This is a genomic window from Pseudoalteromonas piratica (assembly GCF_000788395.1).
In the GTDB taxonomy this organism is placed as follows: domain Bacteria; phylum Pseudomonadota; class Gammaproteobacteria; order Enterobacterales; family Alteromonadaceae; genus Pseudoalteromonas; species Pseudoalteromonas piratica.
On the sequence record NZ_CP009888.1, the window covers coordinates 1,266,284 to 1,281,723 of the forward strand.

Consider the following 15,440-nt stretch of genomic DNA (forward strand, 5'->3'; position numbering starts at 1 on the left):
CACTTACCTTTATAATATGCGGTTAGGCAAACTCTTCTGCTATTGCTGTGTGCCTTGCAATATCGAGCTGTTGTTTTATTTCCGCACCTTTAAAACCTTGTTTTATGATGACTTGCACATCAACCATTGTGGCTTTCTTTGCCGCATTTTTCAGTTTTTTTGCAAAAGCTGCATGCTCTTTACTTAATACTGAAAAAGTTTCGATAAATAAGTTTAGGCGCTCTGGTCGGCGCCAAACATCGGCTTGATTGAATAGTGCAAGAACCTGTTCTTCGGTTGCCAGATTACGCTTAAAGGTAGGGTAAAAGGTCGTAAATAAATTGAGTGCATCAATATAGTTATTGGGTAAACGTAAACTTTCTGACAATGCTTTTATTTCCGTAGGCTTAATTTCTTTTAACCACAAACAAAAGGCTATAAGTTGTTGGTTTTCGCCATCTAGGTTAGTCAAAAGCATTGCTAGCTGTTGGCTGTGTTGAGCTGACCAATGATTTGTCAGTGGCGGCAAAATAATTGGTAACGCGTTAATCTCAGCAAGTACATCGGTGAATACATTAATCGCACCATCCTCTAAAGATTTTTCAATCTCCAGCCATATACGTTCTTTAGTGAGAGTGTTTATTTCCCCTTGGGCAACCATTTCTTGCATTAATAACATGGTTTCAGCTGCAATACTGAATCCTAGATAATGGTAGCGAGCGGCAAAACGTGCGACTCTTAAAATACGCAGCGGATCTTCAGAAAAAGCGTCGCTAACATGACGTAATAACTTATTGTCTAAGTCGGCTTTACCGTTAAAGGGATCAATGATGTTGCCGTTTTCATCTTCAGCCATGGCGTTGACAGTTAAGTCGCGGCGCACTAAGTCTTCTTCTAGTGTAACCGTAGGCGTAAAGTCACAAATAAAACCAGTGTAACCTTGCCCTGATTTGCGTTCTGTTCTGGCGAGGGCATATTCATCTTTTGTTATCGGGTGTAAAAAAACAGGGAAGTCATTCCCAACTTGTTGGTAACCAAGAGAAATTAGCTCAGAAGGAGTGCTTCCTACAACAACATAATCACATTCTTTGATGGTGCGCTTAAGTAGCTTATCGCGAACAGCACCACCTACTAAATATACTTTCATCGGGATAAATCGAAACGAATCATGGATAAAGGTTATCATAATTTGGAATTCGGTGGTGAATTGGTATGATAGGCTCAGTTTTTATTCAGTTTATGTAAGCACGTGTATTTAGACTATTTTGGTTTAACAGATCAGCCGTTCTCTATTGCTCCAAATCCAGATTATTTATTTCTTAGTGAGCGTCATAAAGAAGCACTTGCGCATTTGACCTATGGTTTAGGTGATGCTGGGGGCTTTGTACTTCTCACGGGGGAAGTGGGGACAGGGAAAACGACCGTGACTCGCTGTATGCTGGAAAGTTTAGGTGACGATACGCAAGTAGCATTTGTACTTAATCCATCATTGTCAGAACTGGAGTTATTAGCCAGCATTTGTGATGAACTGCGTATTCGTTACAAAAAATCCGATGCCACACTGAAAAACTTAACGGATAAAATTAAAAATCGCCTGCTTAAGAATCACAGTCAAAATAAACGCACTATGTTGATTATTGACGAAGCACAGCATTTAAGTGGCGCTGTACTTGAGCAGTTGCGCTTGTTAACCAACTTAGAAACCAATCAACGCAAGCTTTTGCAAATTATTTTAGTCGGTCAGCCTGAATTACAAACGCTTTTAAAGCGAAATGATTTAAGGCAATTAGCACAACGCATTACAGCGCGCTATCACTTAATGCCACTCAACGAATCAGAGGTGTTTGCCTACATTAAGCACCGTTTGCATGTGGCTGGTTGTGATCAGATGTTATTCGAAAATACGGCGATAAAACGTATCCACCAACTTACTGGTGGTATCCCGCGACTAATCAATTTACTATGTGAGCGTTCTTTGATGGGCGCTTTCGCAAATAGTCGCAATTTGGTCAATAAAACCATGATTGCGAGTGCTGCAACAGAAATTTTACCGTTAGAAGCAAATGCAACATCAACAAACAATGCCCATTATACAATGTGGATGTATGCTTGCTTTGCAATTTTAGCCTTGTTTATCGGCATTGGTTTGTCATTTATTTTATAAATAGAAGTGTTTATGTCTTATATTCTCGATGCGTTAAAGCAAAACGAATCTGCAAGTAAAGGTGCGATCACGATGCAAGGTGATTACCAACAAGAGTATGTACTAAACCAGAAACTACGTTTTTATCGTAACTTAGCGCTGTTTCTGGGCGTTTTATTAGCGCTTACAGTTGGCTTCTTTATTGGCAAAGGCCTGCAACCTGAAAAACAAGAAAATATAGCTCAAGAACAAGTTGTGCCAGCAACTGATAATCAGTCTGTGAAGCAAGCCGTCCCTCAAACTGTTGTTGCAAACCAAACACACCCGCAAATTCAGTATCAGTTGGTTCCTGTTCCTGTCTATACGCAGCCAGTTTCGTCAATTCCTGCTCAACCAAATGTAACTATTCAACAGTCAGATACTAATAACCCACCTCAACCTGTAGCCGAGGTGGCTACTGAAAGTGATGAAGTCGATTTATCAGACTATAAAGTCGTTGGCTATCAGAACAATCAAAGAGAAGAGACCAATGCCCTCATTGATGCGTTTAGTGAAGCATTCGAAAAAGCGCAAAATGAGCCCCTTGAGCAAGATGTGATTACTGCTTCCTCTTCTTCAGCGAAAGTGCCCCCCATTGAAAATTTACCTGAGGCGTTTCGTGTACGTATTCCTGCAATGCGCTATCAAGCGCATGTTTTCGCTTCAGAGCCAAGCCGTAGCTGGATTAAAATTAATGATCGCGAACTGAAAGTAGGCGACAACATCAATGGCGTATACATTATTGAAATTGCCGCAGAACAAACATTAATGCAGTTTGAAGGGGTGGAGTTTAGTTTAGCTTCAATGGAAGACTGGCAGTTCTAATGCTAAATGCCGTCCTCTGTGACTAAATCTGCGATATCGAGATCGTAGCGCTGTGCTTTGGCACTGCCTTCGATACTGTCGTCGGACTCTGCTAGATTAATAATTCGTACGGCTATGTGGTGATTAAAGTCTCCGTTATAAAATACTTTAACACGTGGTTTTGTGAGTTGAGATTGATTTTCAATGACCATAGCGATGCGTCCAGACGCAAGCTTTACTAAGGTGCCTGCTGGGTAAAGCCCAATAGCCTGTATAAATGCCTGTAACAGATCAGGGTCATAATGTGATGGTGAGTGTTCCATTAATTCGCGAAATGCCGCGGTACTGCCAATGGATTTGCTATGATCAAAGCCAAACATTAAGCCATCAAAAGCAATAGCAATACTTAAAATACGTTGTGCAGAGTTAAGCTTATCAATGTCTAATTGATTTGGATAACCAGAACCATCGAGCAATTCATTTTGCTCAGTTAGTAAACGTAAAACTTGTGGACTGGGTTGGCCACTTAAATCCAATAGTTTTAGAAGCAGAGTGATATGGTGCTGCTTTTTTTGTTGTAATATAGCGGCTAACTTTTCATTCGGTAAGCGTAGATTATCAGGCAGTAATTGGTAGCCTAATCGGGATAATAACCCTGAGAGTACTAAATTTTGGCTCGCTTGCGCTTGGTATTGCTGTGTGTGGCAAAATTGCGCTAGGCTCAGCGCTACTCTTACTAAATGGCTAATAAGCAAATTGTTCGCCATTTTACACCTTACAATCAGAGCTAATGCATCTTTATTTTGTTTAGTTAACTCAAGTGCATCAATAACGAGCTTTTCAAGGCTAAAAAGGTCAATTGGTAAATGAGATTTAGCACGAGAGAGCGTTTCTTCAAGCAAAATATGGGCTCTATCTTGCCAGTGTAATGATGCTTCAATAAGGCGTTCTAATTTTACGCTTTTACTGTGCGATACCTGTTCGATTGTGATTGATTTGTTTGAACGGTTTGTATCGACAAGAACTTCAATCACCCCTTTTTTCTTGAGCGCTTGCAGCGCAAAGTAATTTCGAACAATACCAGTTTGCACAACTTTGACATCGCCAAGCTGTTTTGTGACTTCTTCAACAAAATCACCCACCTCAAGCTTGGTTATAGGAACACGTATTTTACCGTTTTTATCTGGAGTCATGTGGCGTTAGTCAAAAAATGCATTGCGGAAAAATTTCATCAAATCAATGCCAAAGTCTTCAGGTTTTATTGACGACTCAAGTTCATCGTCAACACGTTTACTGGCTAAATTTAAATCCTGAACTTCGGTGTAGTGTTGATGTTTTGCGCTGTAAAATACTTTCACCATTGGCTGTAAAGGTTGTTCAAAATTACTTTGTGACACTATGCCTAACTTTTGGCTTTTTAATTTAACGAGTGTGCCAACAGGGTGAATACCAATACATTGAATAAATCGCGCCACTAAATCACTATCAAAACTATTGGGGCAATCACTGCGTAAAATTTTAAATGCTTGAATTGGGTTCATCCCATCTTTATAAACGCGTTTAGCGGTTAGGGCATCATACACATCAACGATGGATATCATACGGATGTACTGATTGATTTCATCCCCTTTTAATCCAAATGGATAGCCTTTGCCATCTAAGCGTTCATGATGAAAACCGGCCACTTGAACGGCGATGTCACTGAGTCCTGACTCTTCTAGTATTTCTTTGCTGTAAAGTGCATGACGTTTAATTTCGTCAAATTCAGCATCCGTAAGTTTACCTGGCTTATTGAGGATTTGATCGGGCACTTTGACTTTGCCAATATCATGTAACAATGCACCGGTTGCTAATTCTTCAATAACTTCGCGCTCAAATCCCATATGTTTGGCAAAGATACTCATTAGCACAGAAACATTAATAGAATGCTCGAGTAAATAGGCGTCTTTGTCGCGGATGCGAGTCATGCATGCGAGGGCGTCCTGGTTACGAAAAACCGAGTCGATAAAGCCGTTAGCAACTTGTTTAAAAGGGTCAACGTCAATTTTTCGACCTGCGCGAATATCGTCAAATGCTTTTGATTGTAATTGCTTTGCTTCGCTGTAAAGCTTTTTAGCTTTTGTTGCTTCGCTGGAAAAACTCGCGGTCGCTTTGGTAGGATCAAACTTTGGCGCTTCGCTTTCTTTCTTGTCGGAATCATTCTTTTTATCTGGATTCACATCAATAAACTTATCTGGATCAATAGATACTTCTAAAATGCCAGAGGTAGCTAATTTATTGATGGCAGCTTGTGTCCTTACCCAGCCTTCTGACTTTACTTTTACACTACCTTGTTGTTTTACAACCCCTTGCACATACATGCCGGGTTTAAGGTCAGATATTAAAATGGTTTTTAACATAGGCAGTAAGATTTTGAATTTTGCTTATCTTTAAAATTAGCAAACATTATGCTGAAAATTAAGCAGAAGACAAAAGAAAAGGGCTGAAGTTTACACTTAGCCCTTTTATTTTTGCTTAACAAGCCGGTTTCCCGAGCTTTAGATTAATCTTCGTCAGTTAGCGTCATAAGCGACGTGTTACCGCCGGATGCAGTCGTATCAATACTTACTGTTTTTTCAGTGACAAGACGGTTGATTAGCGTGTCGTAATACTGTGCACTAATCACTGGTAAAATAGCACCAGAGCGTGCAGCTAACTTCTCATTGACATGCGCTTTACGCTCACAACCACTGCCAATTACAGCACCAGCTACATGTGGGTGAGCGAGGGCAGCGTTTAGTTCAGATAGCTTCGCTACTTGTAATACACCTTCTGCAACACCACATGCAATTAGTTTTTCACGGAATGCTAACGCTTCTTCGTGGAATAAATCAGAAACAACAGTGATTACTGTATTGCCCGCTGCAATCGCCGTTACGATTGATAATACCCAGAAGTTAAACGAGGTATCTTTGTCTGCATAACAAACGACACAACCACGTGGCTCTAGGTAAATTGTATTTGATTCGCCTGTAGGACCCGGCAGTACAGTGCCTTTCGCTAAACGTTTTTCAATACGGTCTAACTGGCTTCTCGCGTCGGCAATTGTTTGCGTTAAGTCATCAGCAAGTTTATCCATGATTTCAACTTGTGCGATTTTCGCAAGCATTTGACGGCATACTGAAATACGGTCATTTAAGCTGGTCGCACGCCATGTTTTTTCATCACGAATTGAGTTAACCATAAGTTGATTAACGCGCTCAACTGCATGGCTGTCATCTGCAATTACTTCACCGTCAAGGTTGATATTGGTTGCTTGAACATTTTCAGGTGCGGCATTTTCTTTTACTAGACGTGTTAAATATGTTGGGCCACCTGCTTTAGGGCCAGTACCCGAAAGACCGCGTCCACCAAATGGTTGCACACCTACTACAGCACCAATCATATTACGGTTTACGTAAATGTTACCTGCACGAGATTGTTTCGCTAGGTACTCAGCGCGCTCTTCGATACGGGTATGAATACCCATAGTTAAACCGAAACCAGTGCTGTTTACTTGGTTGATAACATTATCAATTTCAGTACCTTTAAAGCGGATCACGTGAACACATGGACCAAATACTTCTTTGGTAAGTACTGATAAGTCACTGATTTCATATAAGCGTGGTGCAAAGAAGAAGTGACCATCTTCATTGTCAGCCGGAATAGGGCATTCAAAATGAAGTGTCGCTTTGTCTTTTAAGTACTCAACGTGCTCGTTCAGCGCATCAAGCGCTTTTTGGTCAATTACAGGACCAACATCTGTTGATAAGTAAGCAGGATCACCGACATGCAATTCCTTCATTGCACCTTTGATCATCTTTATTACTTTGTCTGCGATTTCTTCTTGTACAAAAAGCACACGAAGTGCCGAGCAGCGTTGACCTGCCGATTGGAAACCTGAAGAAACAACATCGTCAACCACTTGCTCTGGTAGTGCAGTTGAGTCAACGATCATACAGTTTTGACCGCCAGTTTCTGCAATCAGAGGTACTTGGTCGCCACCACGTTCAGCAAGCGTTTGCGCAATACGCGTACCTGTTTCAGTTGAACCTGTAAACATTACCGCTTGTACACGCTGGTCTGGAATGATCACCTGACCTACTTTGCTACCGCGCGCAATCACCGGCTGTACCACATTTTCAGGTAAACCAACTTCACGCATTAATTCAATGGTACGAAGTGCAACAAGTGATGTTTGCTCTGCTGGTTTTGCAATTACTGAGTTACCCGTAGCGATAGCCGCTGCTACTTGACCTAGGAAAATCGCAAGCGGGAAGTTCCACGGACTGATACATAAAATCACACCACGAGGAGAGAAACGGCTATCAGCTGCAAGTTCTTCGGCGCGTGCTGCGTAGTAACGACAAAAATCTACTGCTTCACGTACTTCATCTACGCCGTCTTGTGCAACTTTACCTGCTTCTTTAATACACAGCGCGATTAGTTCATCGCGGTGACGCTCTAAAATGTCTGCGGTGCGACGTAAAATATCAGCGCGCTCAGCAACCGGTGTTTGTGACCAAGATTGGAAAGCGGCTTCTGCTGTATCTACTAACGCTTTCATTTCTGCTTCGTCTTGGTGACGAATAGAACCAAGCACTTCAGCGTGATTAGCTGGGTTAATAACCGCTTCATGACCTGCAGGCACATCCGCATGGGTCATTAGGTTTTCAGCAACCCACTTATCTAAGTTTGCCTTAAATGGCGTGATATGGTTGATGTTGGTTAAATCTAGCCCTTTCGAGTTTTGACGCTCGCTACCGTATAAATCTTTTGGTAATACAATTTGCGGGTTACGCTTGTTGCGTACGCGCTGAATTTTTTCAACGGGATCTTCAAGCAGTGATTCTACTGGTTGCGACTCATCTACAATCGCGTTTACGAATGACGAGTTAGCACCGTTTTCAAGTAAACGACGCACTAGGTAAGCAAGTAAGTCTTCATGGTGACCAACTGGCGCATAAACACGGCACTGTACACGATCTTCAGTTACAACTTGGTCATAAAGCGACTCACCCATACCGTGTAGACGCTGGAATTCGAAGTTAGAGTAGTTGCCATCAGCTAGCTCTAAAATTGTGGCAGCAGAGTATGCGTTGTGTGTTGCGAACTGTGGGAAAATTACATCACGTGCTTTCATTAATTTAATCGCACACGCTTTGTAAGAAACGTCAGTTGTCGCTTTACGAGTAAATACTGGGTAGTCTTCTAAGCCATCTGCTTGTGAAAGTTTTACTTCGGTATCCCAGTAAGCACCTTTTACAAGGCGAACCATCATCTTACGGTTTACACGACGACAAAGCGCTTCTAACCAATCAATTACAAAGATAGCGCGCTTTTGGTATGCCTGAACCGCCAGACCGAAACCAGCCCAGTTACCTAAAGCGTCATCTGAGAATACGGCTTCAATAATATCGAGTGAGATATCTAAACGGTCAGCTTCTTCCGCATCAACTGTAAAGTTAATGTCGTACTGCTTTGCTGTTAGCGCTAGCTCTTTTAGTTTTGGTACTAGCTCTTCCATTACGCGCTCGCGGTGTGTGAACTCGTAACGAGGGTGAATAGCTGAAAGTTTTACTGAAATACCCGGGCTCTTAATAGGACCACGGCCATTAGCAGCTTTACCAATAACATGAATTGCCATTTTGTAGCTATTGAAATAACGTTCAGCATCTTCCATGGTGCGCGCGCCTTCACCTAACATATCGTAAGAATATGCATAGCCTTTGGCTTCTTTATCTTTTGCACGCTCAACAGCTTCTTCAATGGTAGTACCCATTACAAACTGCTTACCCATGATCTTCATGGCATATTGCACTGATTTACGAATCGCTGGTTCACCAATACGACCCATAGTGCGCTTTAATAAACCAAACTGCTCTTCTTTATTTTTGTCAGCATAGTTAACCATTTTACCGGTTAAAAGAAGACCCCAGCTTGATGCGTTTACAAAGAGTGAATCACTGTTTCCTAAGTGAGCGCTCCAGTCGCCGTTTGCTAGCTTGTCGCGAATTAGGCTTTCTTGGGTTTCTTTATCTGGCACGCGAAGAAGAGCTTCGGCTAGGCACATTAATACCACACCTTCTTCCGAAGACAGTGAATATTCGTTAAGCAGTGCATCAACGCCACCTTGACCTTCTTGGTCATTACGAATATTTAAAACCATTTGACGCGCACGTTCCCATGCGCGGCTACGTGCACTTACGCCCACTTCTGCAAGTGGCAGAATATGGTCTATAACTTGGTCTTCATCAATACGGTAAAAGTCACGGATCTGCTGACGGATCGGACATTTGGTTGTTAAGTCACCATTGTAAAGCATAAAGAAACCCTCAAAATAAAATAGGTTAAATTTATAAAATAGAGGGGTAGTGTAAAATCTTTTCAGCAGAATGTGCTGGCGTATTTTGGCTATATCCGGTAATTTACAGGGTATAGTGTAAAAGATGCCAAATATTATTCTGTATGACCACCTCAATAAAGACTCGCGTACTCGATCGAATCGATTTAGCAATTTTAGATGCTTTACAAAAAAATGGCCGAATTTCGAATGTAAATTTAGCAAAACAAGTTAACTTAAGTCCAAGCCCTTGCTTGGAGCGTGTTAAAAAGTTAGAAGAAGAAGGCTATATAGAGGGGTATGGTGCGCGTTTAAATGCCACCAAATTAAAACAAAATGTAGTGGCTCATGTTGAAGTGACATTAAAAGAGTCAACTGAAGCGGCATTTGAAATCTTCAAACAGCATATTCTCCTGATTGGGCAAGTAGTTTCCTGTGACATGGTGGCTGGTGGCTATGATTACCTATTAAAAATACGTGTAGGCGACATGATTGAATATCGTGAAGTGCTGGGTAAAATTGTCGATATTCCCGGAGTAGGCACCAACCGTACTTACATGGTGATAGAACATGTAAAACAAGATAAAGGATTAACCGTCAAAATAGACGAATAAAAAAAGCGCTTATAAAGCGCTTTTTTTATTAAATAAGGGGTTATGCCCAACCGTCGTAACGTTTGCGACGAGACAACACTAAGGTAATGATAATACCCATTAAAATACCGATAAATGCAATACCACCACCATAGATTAATAACTGCTTTTGTTGCTTTTCAGATGATTGTTGTTTTTGATTGCGAGATTGGGCAATTTGCGCGTTTAAGTTTTCTATTTCGGCACTTAACTCACGGTTCTTAATTTCGAGCTCGCTGGTTGATTGACGTAACACAGGCATATCGCGTTGTGCAGCATTAAGCTCAGATTGTAAATCGGCTAATTGGCTTTTTAACTGCGAATTTTGTTGTGCCAATCCAGGGCGTTTACTGATATTACGTTTATCAATCCAACCAGTACGACCACGGTTATCTTTTACTTGGCTGTAGCCTGACTCTTTATTCTCATCAAGCAGTTGTAATTCAGTTCCCGCTTGTATTGAACCTAAAATACGATAGTTTTTACCTGGACCTGAATGCATGTAAACAAATAAGTTATCGGTGATATAGGCAGTCGACGAAACTGTTGATTCTGTTGTTTGTACTTCGAGTATTTCAGCTGCCTGCTCGCTATTAGTTTGCGTTTCGGCATGGATGGCTGTGCTTAAACTTGCTAATAAAAGAAACCCAGCAATCGATTTAAACATGGGAAGATCCTGTTTTAATTGTTATTGTCCAGTTTGTGAGGCTTCATAGTATGGATTTAACACACTAATAGCAAGTCGAGAGCAGTAATTACAGTGGGCGACTAGACGATTAAATAGTGTTGTGCGGTTTACAATGAGTGACTAAAAAGGTTGCATTCAAACACAGATTTCGTTTTACTTAGGTTTTGCATATAAAATAGGTCAACCCTCCAGCTAATGGATACTGAAATAGAGCTGAAATTTTTAGTTTCAGAACACGTTATTTCTCAACTGCCAGCACTGATTACTCAGTTTTCAAAAAAAGTCAGTAATAAAGCTTCACGTAATTTACAAAATGCCTACTTTGATACGCCTAGTCGCGAACTAAGAGCGCTTGATATTGGTTTGCGTACGCGTTGTGTGGATGGTGAATGTGAGCAAACCGTTAAACTTGCGGGTAAAGTAGTGGGTGGCTTTCACCAACGTCCTGAATACAATATGCCAATTAGTAGCTCGCGTCCCAATATTGCGTTATTCGACAGTACAATTTGGCCTGCTGGTATTGAACCTAACGCAATTAGTAGCAATCTTTTTTCAATATTTAATACCAATTTTATTCGTCGCACTTGGCTCCTTGAAACTGAATCGGGTACTGAAATTGAGTTAGTATTAGATAAAGGTGATATTTCAGTTTCAGGTCAGAGTGTGCCTATTTGCGAAGTTGAAATGGAATTAATTAGCGGCGACAGAAGCGAATTGTTTGAGCTTGCAAACAAGCTAATTAGTTGCAGCGAAGTGCGCTTAGGTTTATACAGCAAAGCTGCGCGCGGTTATCGTTTAGCGGATGATATGCCATTAGTGGCAGACGCATTCTTAGGCTATGTTCAGCTTGATGAAACGGCAACGCAAGAACGAGCACTCGAGAAATGTTTGCAGTATGGTATTGAGTTTGTGCAAAAGCATGAGCAGTGTTACATCGATGCGCCAAAACTAAAGACCTTAAAACGCATTGTTGATGGTGTGAGTTTAATTCGCCATAGTTTTTGGCTGTTTGAACAAGTGGCTGACAAACAAGTTACGAAATCGCTTCGTAAAGAGTTGAAATGGCTATTAGAAACGTTTTCGTGGGTAGAAACAGCCATTCAATTACGCATGTTTACGTCAAAAAAACATGCTTTTCATAAGCGTATTTCTGCCGCACCAGAGCTTGAGCAGGTTATTGACAAGCTTAAATCGGAACAACCTTCTCGTGAGAGTTTATTGGCCATTTTCCACAGTTCTCGATACAACCAATTAATTTTGGACTTAACACGCTTTTTAATTGAAAAGCGATGGCGAGAAAGCTGGGACCAAGAGCAGGTTGTTGCAGCCAGTAAGCCAGTTAAAGAAATAGCTGCAAAGCTATTTGAAAATGATTGGCAAGAAATGCAACATTTGCTACCACATGATGTGGTTAGCGCTGAAAGTTACATTGCAAAACGGCAAAAACTGCACCGCAATTTATTGAGTGGCTGTTGTTTAGGTCAATTGTTTGAAGGCGCATTACGCGATGAGTTTAGAGGTCCTTGGCTCGATATTATCCATGGAATGGACGAACTTGCGACTTACGATTATTTAAAACAATTGTGCGAATCACAACAAGAGCCTGACCGATTTAAGAGTATTTTACTTTGGTTAGGGCAAAAAAATGATGGCTTGCTTGCGGCGATGGAGCACAGCCGTCTTGCTAGTCAAAAATTGGAGCCATACTGGCAATAATATGCGCCTTTTGCTGTTGTTGACACTTGTTTGTGCATCGAGTCATGCATTCGAGTGGCAACAAGATAAAAACAAACAAGGGATTGAAGTTTACCAGCAAGCACTTGGTAATGGGCTGCTAAAACTTAAAGCCATCACAGTAACCGAAGGGTGTTTAGCATCCTTCGAATCCCTTCTATTTGATACACAAAACGCAAATAAATGGCTTAGTAATGTTGAAAAGGTGACGGTATTAAAGTCGCCATCACCAAATGAGCATATTGTGTATACCCAATTTAATGCGCCTTGGCCGATTAAAAATCGCGATATGGTGACTTACTCACGTATTTATCGAACGTCCAAGTCACAGACGCAAATAGGCATTCAAGCGGCACCCAATGTGTATCCAAAGCAAAGTAATTATATTCGTATTGAGCATGTGGAAGCGAGCTGGGTGATTAATCAACTTAGTCAAAATAAGATTTCGATTGAGTACCAAGCGATTGCAGATCCCGCGGGTAAAATTCCACTTTGGTTAGGAAATTCAGTCGCAAAATCGAATGTCTTTAATACCTTCAAAAAAATGAGAGCGCGGCTGAAACTATATACTTGCAATTAATCCCGTCGAGGTTAGGTAACTTAATTGGTTTATAAGTGTGTTTGCTGCCCTTAAATAGATTAGTTTTATTAGCGAATTTCACCACCACTGAGTGGATAGTGGTTACCAAAGTGTGATGCAAGCTCTGAAAAACCAAGCACATGTGCCCGTTGTTTTTTATCGTTGTCAAAAACGATTAAATCCGCACTCATTAGCGGACGCGAGATATTATCATCGAGGATTTTATATACCACATAATTTTGATTATCAACGGCAACGAGTTTTAGTTGATAGGTCAGGTTGGTTTGCGGGTTTATGACGTTTGATATCAGTGAGAGCTCTTGTGGCAACTGCTCAAACTCTACCACCACTAACTTTTCAGTGAAATTAATCGACAATTGATTTGCAGTGAATTTACGTTTTGCTACTTGGTTAATTTTACAAATGGAGCCATTTATTGGGTGCTCTGCTAGGGTTAAGACTACATTTGTGTTTTCTGTAATTACCGCAGGGATTACTTGCTCATTTAAAATGGCTATTTTAAGTTGGTTAGACGCTAAATTTTCGTCTTCTAATACACGGATCATCGCTTTTTCACCGTTTTCACAAAGGCTTAAGTAACCAAACTCAAAAGTATGCATTCGTGAGTAATTAGGGGCTGTTATGATAAAGGTTTTTGCCACTTGATAATCTTGCCAATAATTAAATAAAGACGATTGTGCTAGCGCAATATCAGATTGTTCTGACTTTGCCTTTATATCATCAAGGTGTGATAAAAACTGCTTGCGCTGCCATGTATTAATGCCCACCAAATGCATCGCTATCAAATACGTAATCAATAAACCGGCTTTTAAAATAAAAGGATGCAGCTGTTGCACACTGGTTGTGTCTATCATGATAAGGGCTACCAAGACGACACTATGGATAACGTAAACAATTGCTGGAGTTGTAAGGTAAGGTTTGGCAAGGCGCGTTATTCTTTGTGGGTCACTATGCTTGGTTATTTCAGGGTAATGATTGATTGAAAGGTACATAACGTCACCGTGTTGTTTCTTAGAGCGATTATCTTACCAAGCAACTGAATTTCAGGCATAAAAAAAAGCGCCAATGGCGCTTTTTCTCAATCAGACGGTTATTATAAACCAGCAGCGGCGCGAAGTGCGTCTGCTTTGTCTGTTTTTTCCCAGCTGAATGCTGTGAATGTATCTTCACCTACCGTCATTTCGAACGGTTCACGACCGAAGTGACCATATGCAGCAGTCATTTGGTACATTGGGTGAAGTAGGTCAAGCATCTTAGTGATACCGTAAGGACGTAAGTCGAAGTGCTCACGTACTAGCTCTACTAATTTCTCTTCAGAGATTTTACCTGTGCCGAATGTATCAACTGTGATTGACGTTGGCTCAGCAACACCAATAGCGTAAGAAACTTGGATTTCACACTTATCAGCAAGGCCAGCTGCAACAATGTTCTTAGCAACATAACGACCCGCGTATGCAGCAGAGCGGTCAACTTTTGATGGATCTTTACCAGAGAAAGCACCACCACCGTGACGTGCCATACCACCGTAAGTATCTACGATGATTTTACGACCTGTAAGACCACAGTCACCAACAGGGCCACCGATTACGAAGCGGCCAGTTGGGTTAATGAAGTATTTAGTATCTTCAGTTAATAGCTCTGCAGGTAGCGTGTGCTTGATAATGTTTTCCATTACAGCATCAACAAGTGCATCTTGCTCGATGTCTGGATTGTGCTGAGTTGAAAGTACAACAGCATCAATTGCAACAGGCTTACCATCTTCATATACAAACGTTACCTGAGATTTTGCATCAGGACGTAACCAAGGAAGAATACCAGACTTACGTGCTTGTGCTTGACGCTCAACAAGTAGGTGCGAGTAATAAAGTGGTGCAGGCATTAAAGTTGGTGTTTCGTTCGTTGCGTAACCGAACATTAAACCTTGGTCACCTGCGCCTTGTTCTTCAGGCTTAGTACGGTCAACACCTTGCGCAATTTCAGGTGATTGTTGACCAATTAAGTTCATGATGCCACATGTGTCACCGTCAAAACCTACGTCAGATGATGTGTAACCGATATCTGTGATTACTTTACGTGTGATTGACTCTAGGTCTACCCACGCATCTGTTGAAATTTCACCAGAGATAATTGCAACACCTGTTTTAACCATTGTTTCACAGGCAACACGCGCATGCTTATCTTGTGTGATAATTGCGTCTAAAACCGCATCAGAAATTTGGTCAGCGATTTTATCCGGATGACCCTCAGATACTGACTCAGAAGTAAATAAAGTTCTTGCCATGGTATTTCTACTCACTCACAAAAAATGCGCGTTGCCACATGGATTTGCGCAGGTTCAATTAAATGGTCGCGTATTCTATCGAATATCGACGCTGCAAACAATAACTTTACGCCTAGACGTCTAAAAAAAATTAAAAGTGAAATTTCTTCACTGTTACTAGGCTGTTTTGTGCATAAAG

Annotated in this window: 12 protein-coding genes; 5 read left to right on the forward strand and 7 right to left on the reverse strand. The window is 41.2% G+C overall.

The genetic code is table 11. The features are described from left to right. Positions 1-22 precede the first annotated feature (22 nt). Positions 23-1,126 carry a tRNA nucleotidyltransferase gene (locus OM33_RS05700; RefSeq protein WP_038639831.1) on the reverse strand — a complete coding sequence of 368 codons (1,104 nt, stop codon included), beginning with the start codon at positions 1,124-1,126 and terminating at the stop codon, positions 23-25. 102 nt (positions 1,127-1,228) lie between these two features. On the opposite strand from OM33_RS05700, the gene OM33_RS05705 reads away from it, so the two are divergent. Both OM33_RS05705 and OM33_RS05710 read left to right on the forward strand, forming a co-directional pair. Continuing rightward, positions 1,229-2,143 carry an ExeA family protein gene (locus OM33_RS05705; RefSeq protein ID WP_038639833.1) on the forward strand — a complete coding sequence of 305 codons (915 nt, stop codon included), beginning with the start codon at positions 1,229-1,231 and terminating at the stop codon, positions 2,141-2,143. A 12-nt stretch (positions 2,144-2,155) separates the two neighbouring features. Then, a complete protein-coding gene (locus tag OM33_RS05710; protein WP_038639836.1) occupies positions 2,156-2,986 on the forward strand; it encodes a general secretion pathway protein GspB in 831 nt (276 codons plus the stop codon). A gap of 2 nt (positions 2,987-2,988) precedes the next feature. Here OM33_RS05710 and OM33_RS05715 read toward each other — a convergent pair whose 3' ends face one another. From OM33_RS05715 to putA, 3 genes are all read right to left on the reverse strand, one after another. After that, positions 2,989-4,158 carry an HD-GYP domain-containing protein gene (locus OM33_RS05715; RefSeq protein ID WP_038639839.1) on the reverse strand — a complete coding sequence of 390 codons (1,170 nt, stop codon included), beginning with the start codon at positions 4,156-4,158 and terminating at the stop codon, positions 2,989-2,991. A gap of 6 nt (positions 4,159-4,164) precedes the next feature. Continuing rightward, on the reverse strand, positions 4,165-5,364 hold the full coding sequence (locus OM33_RS05720; protein ID WP_038639842.1) for an HD-GYP domain-containing protein: 1,200 nt from the start codon (positions 5,362-5,364) through the stop codon (positions 4,165-4,167). A 143-nt stretch (positions 5,365-5,507) separates the two neighbouring features. Beyond that, positions 5,508-9,308, reverse strand: coding sequence for a bifunctional proline dehydrogenase/L-glutamate gamma-semialdehyde dehydrogenase PutA (gene putA / locus OM33_RS05725; protein ID WP_038639845.1), 3,801 nt, complete (start codon positions 9,306-9,308; stop codon positions 5,508-5,510). A 143-nt stretch (positions 9,309-9,451) separates the two neighbouring features. Here putA and OM33_RS05730 point away from each other — a divergent pair, with 143 nt between their 5' ends. Then, the gene (locus OM33_RS05730; RefSeq protein WP_038639848.1) at positions 9,452-9,940 is read left to right on the forward strand and encodes a winged helix-turn-helix transcriptional regulator; all 489 of its coding nucleotides are present in this window, start codon (positions 9,452-9,454) and stop codon (positions 9,938-9,940) included. 40 nt (positions 9,941-9,980) lie between these two features. Here OM33_RS05730 and OM33_RS05735 read toward each other — a convergent pair whose 3' ends face one another. Beyond that, positions 9,981-10,625, reverse strand: a complete 645-nt coding sequence (locus OM33_RS05735) for a TIGR04211 family SH3 domain-containing protein (RefSeq protein WP_038639851.1) — start codon at positions 10,623-10,625, stop codon at positions 9,981-9,983. 216 nt (positions 10,626-10,841) lie between these two features. Here OM33_RS05735 and OM33_RS05740 point away from each other — a divergent pair, with 216 nt between their 5' ends. Next, positions 10,842-12,362, forward strand: a complete 1,521-nt coding sequence (locus OM33_RS05740; protein WP_038639854.1) for a CYTH and CHAD domain-containing protein — start codon at positions 10,842-10,844, stop codon at positions 12,360-12,362. Position 12,363: 1 nt separating this feature from the next. Next, entirely contained in the window at positions 12,364-12,960 is a 597-nt protein-coding gene (locus tag OM33_RS05745; RefSeq protein WP_038639857.1) for an START domain-containing protein, read from the forward strand. Positions 12,961-13,028: 68 nt separating this feature from the next. Here the strand turns inward: OM33_RS05745 and OM33_RS05750 are convergent, their stop codons facing one another. Beyond that, positions 13,029-13,973, reverse strand: coding sequence for a hypothetical protein (locus OM33_RS05750; RefSeq protein ID WP_038639860.1), 945 nt, complete (start codon positions 13,971-13,973; stop codon positions 13,029-13,031). A gap of 101 nt (positions 13,974-14,074) precedes the next feature. Beyond that, on the reverse strand, positions 14,075-15,262 hold the full coding sequence (metK, locus tag OM33_RS05755; protein WP_038639862.1) for a methionine adenosyltransferase: 1,188 nt from the start codon (positions 15,260-15,262) through the stop codon (positions 14,075-14,077). Positions 15,263-15,440: the final 178 nt, after the last annotated feature.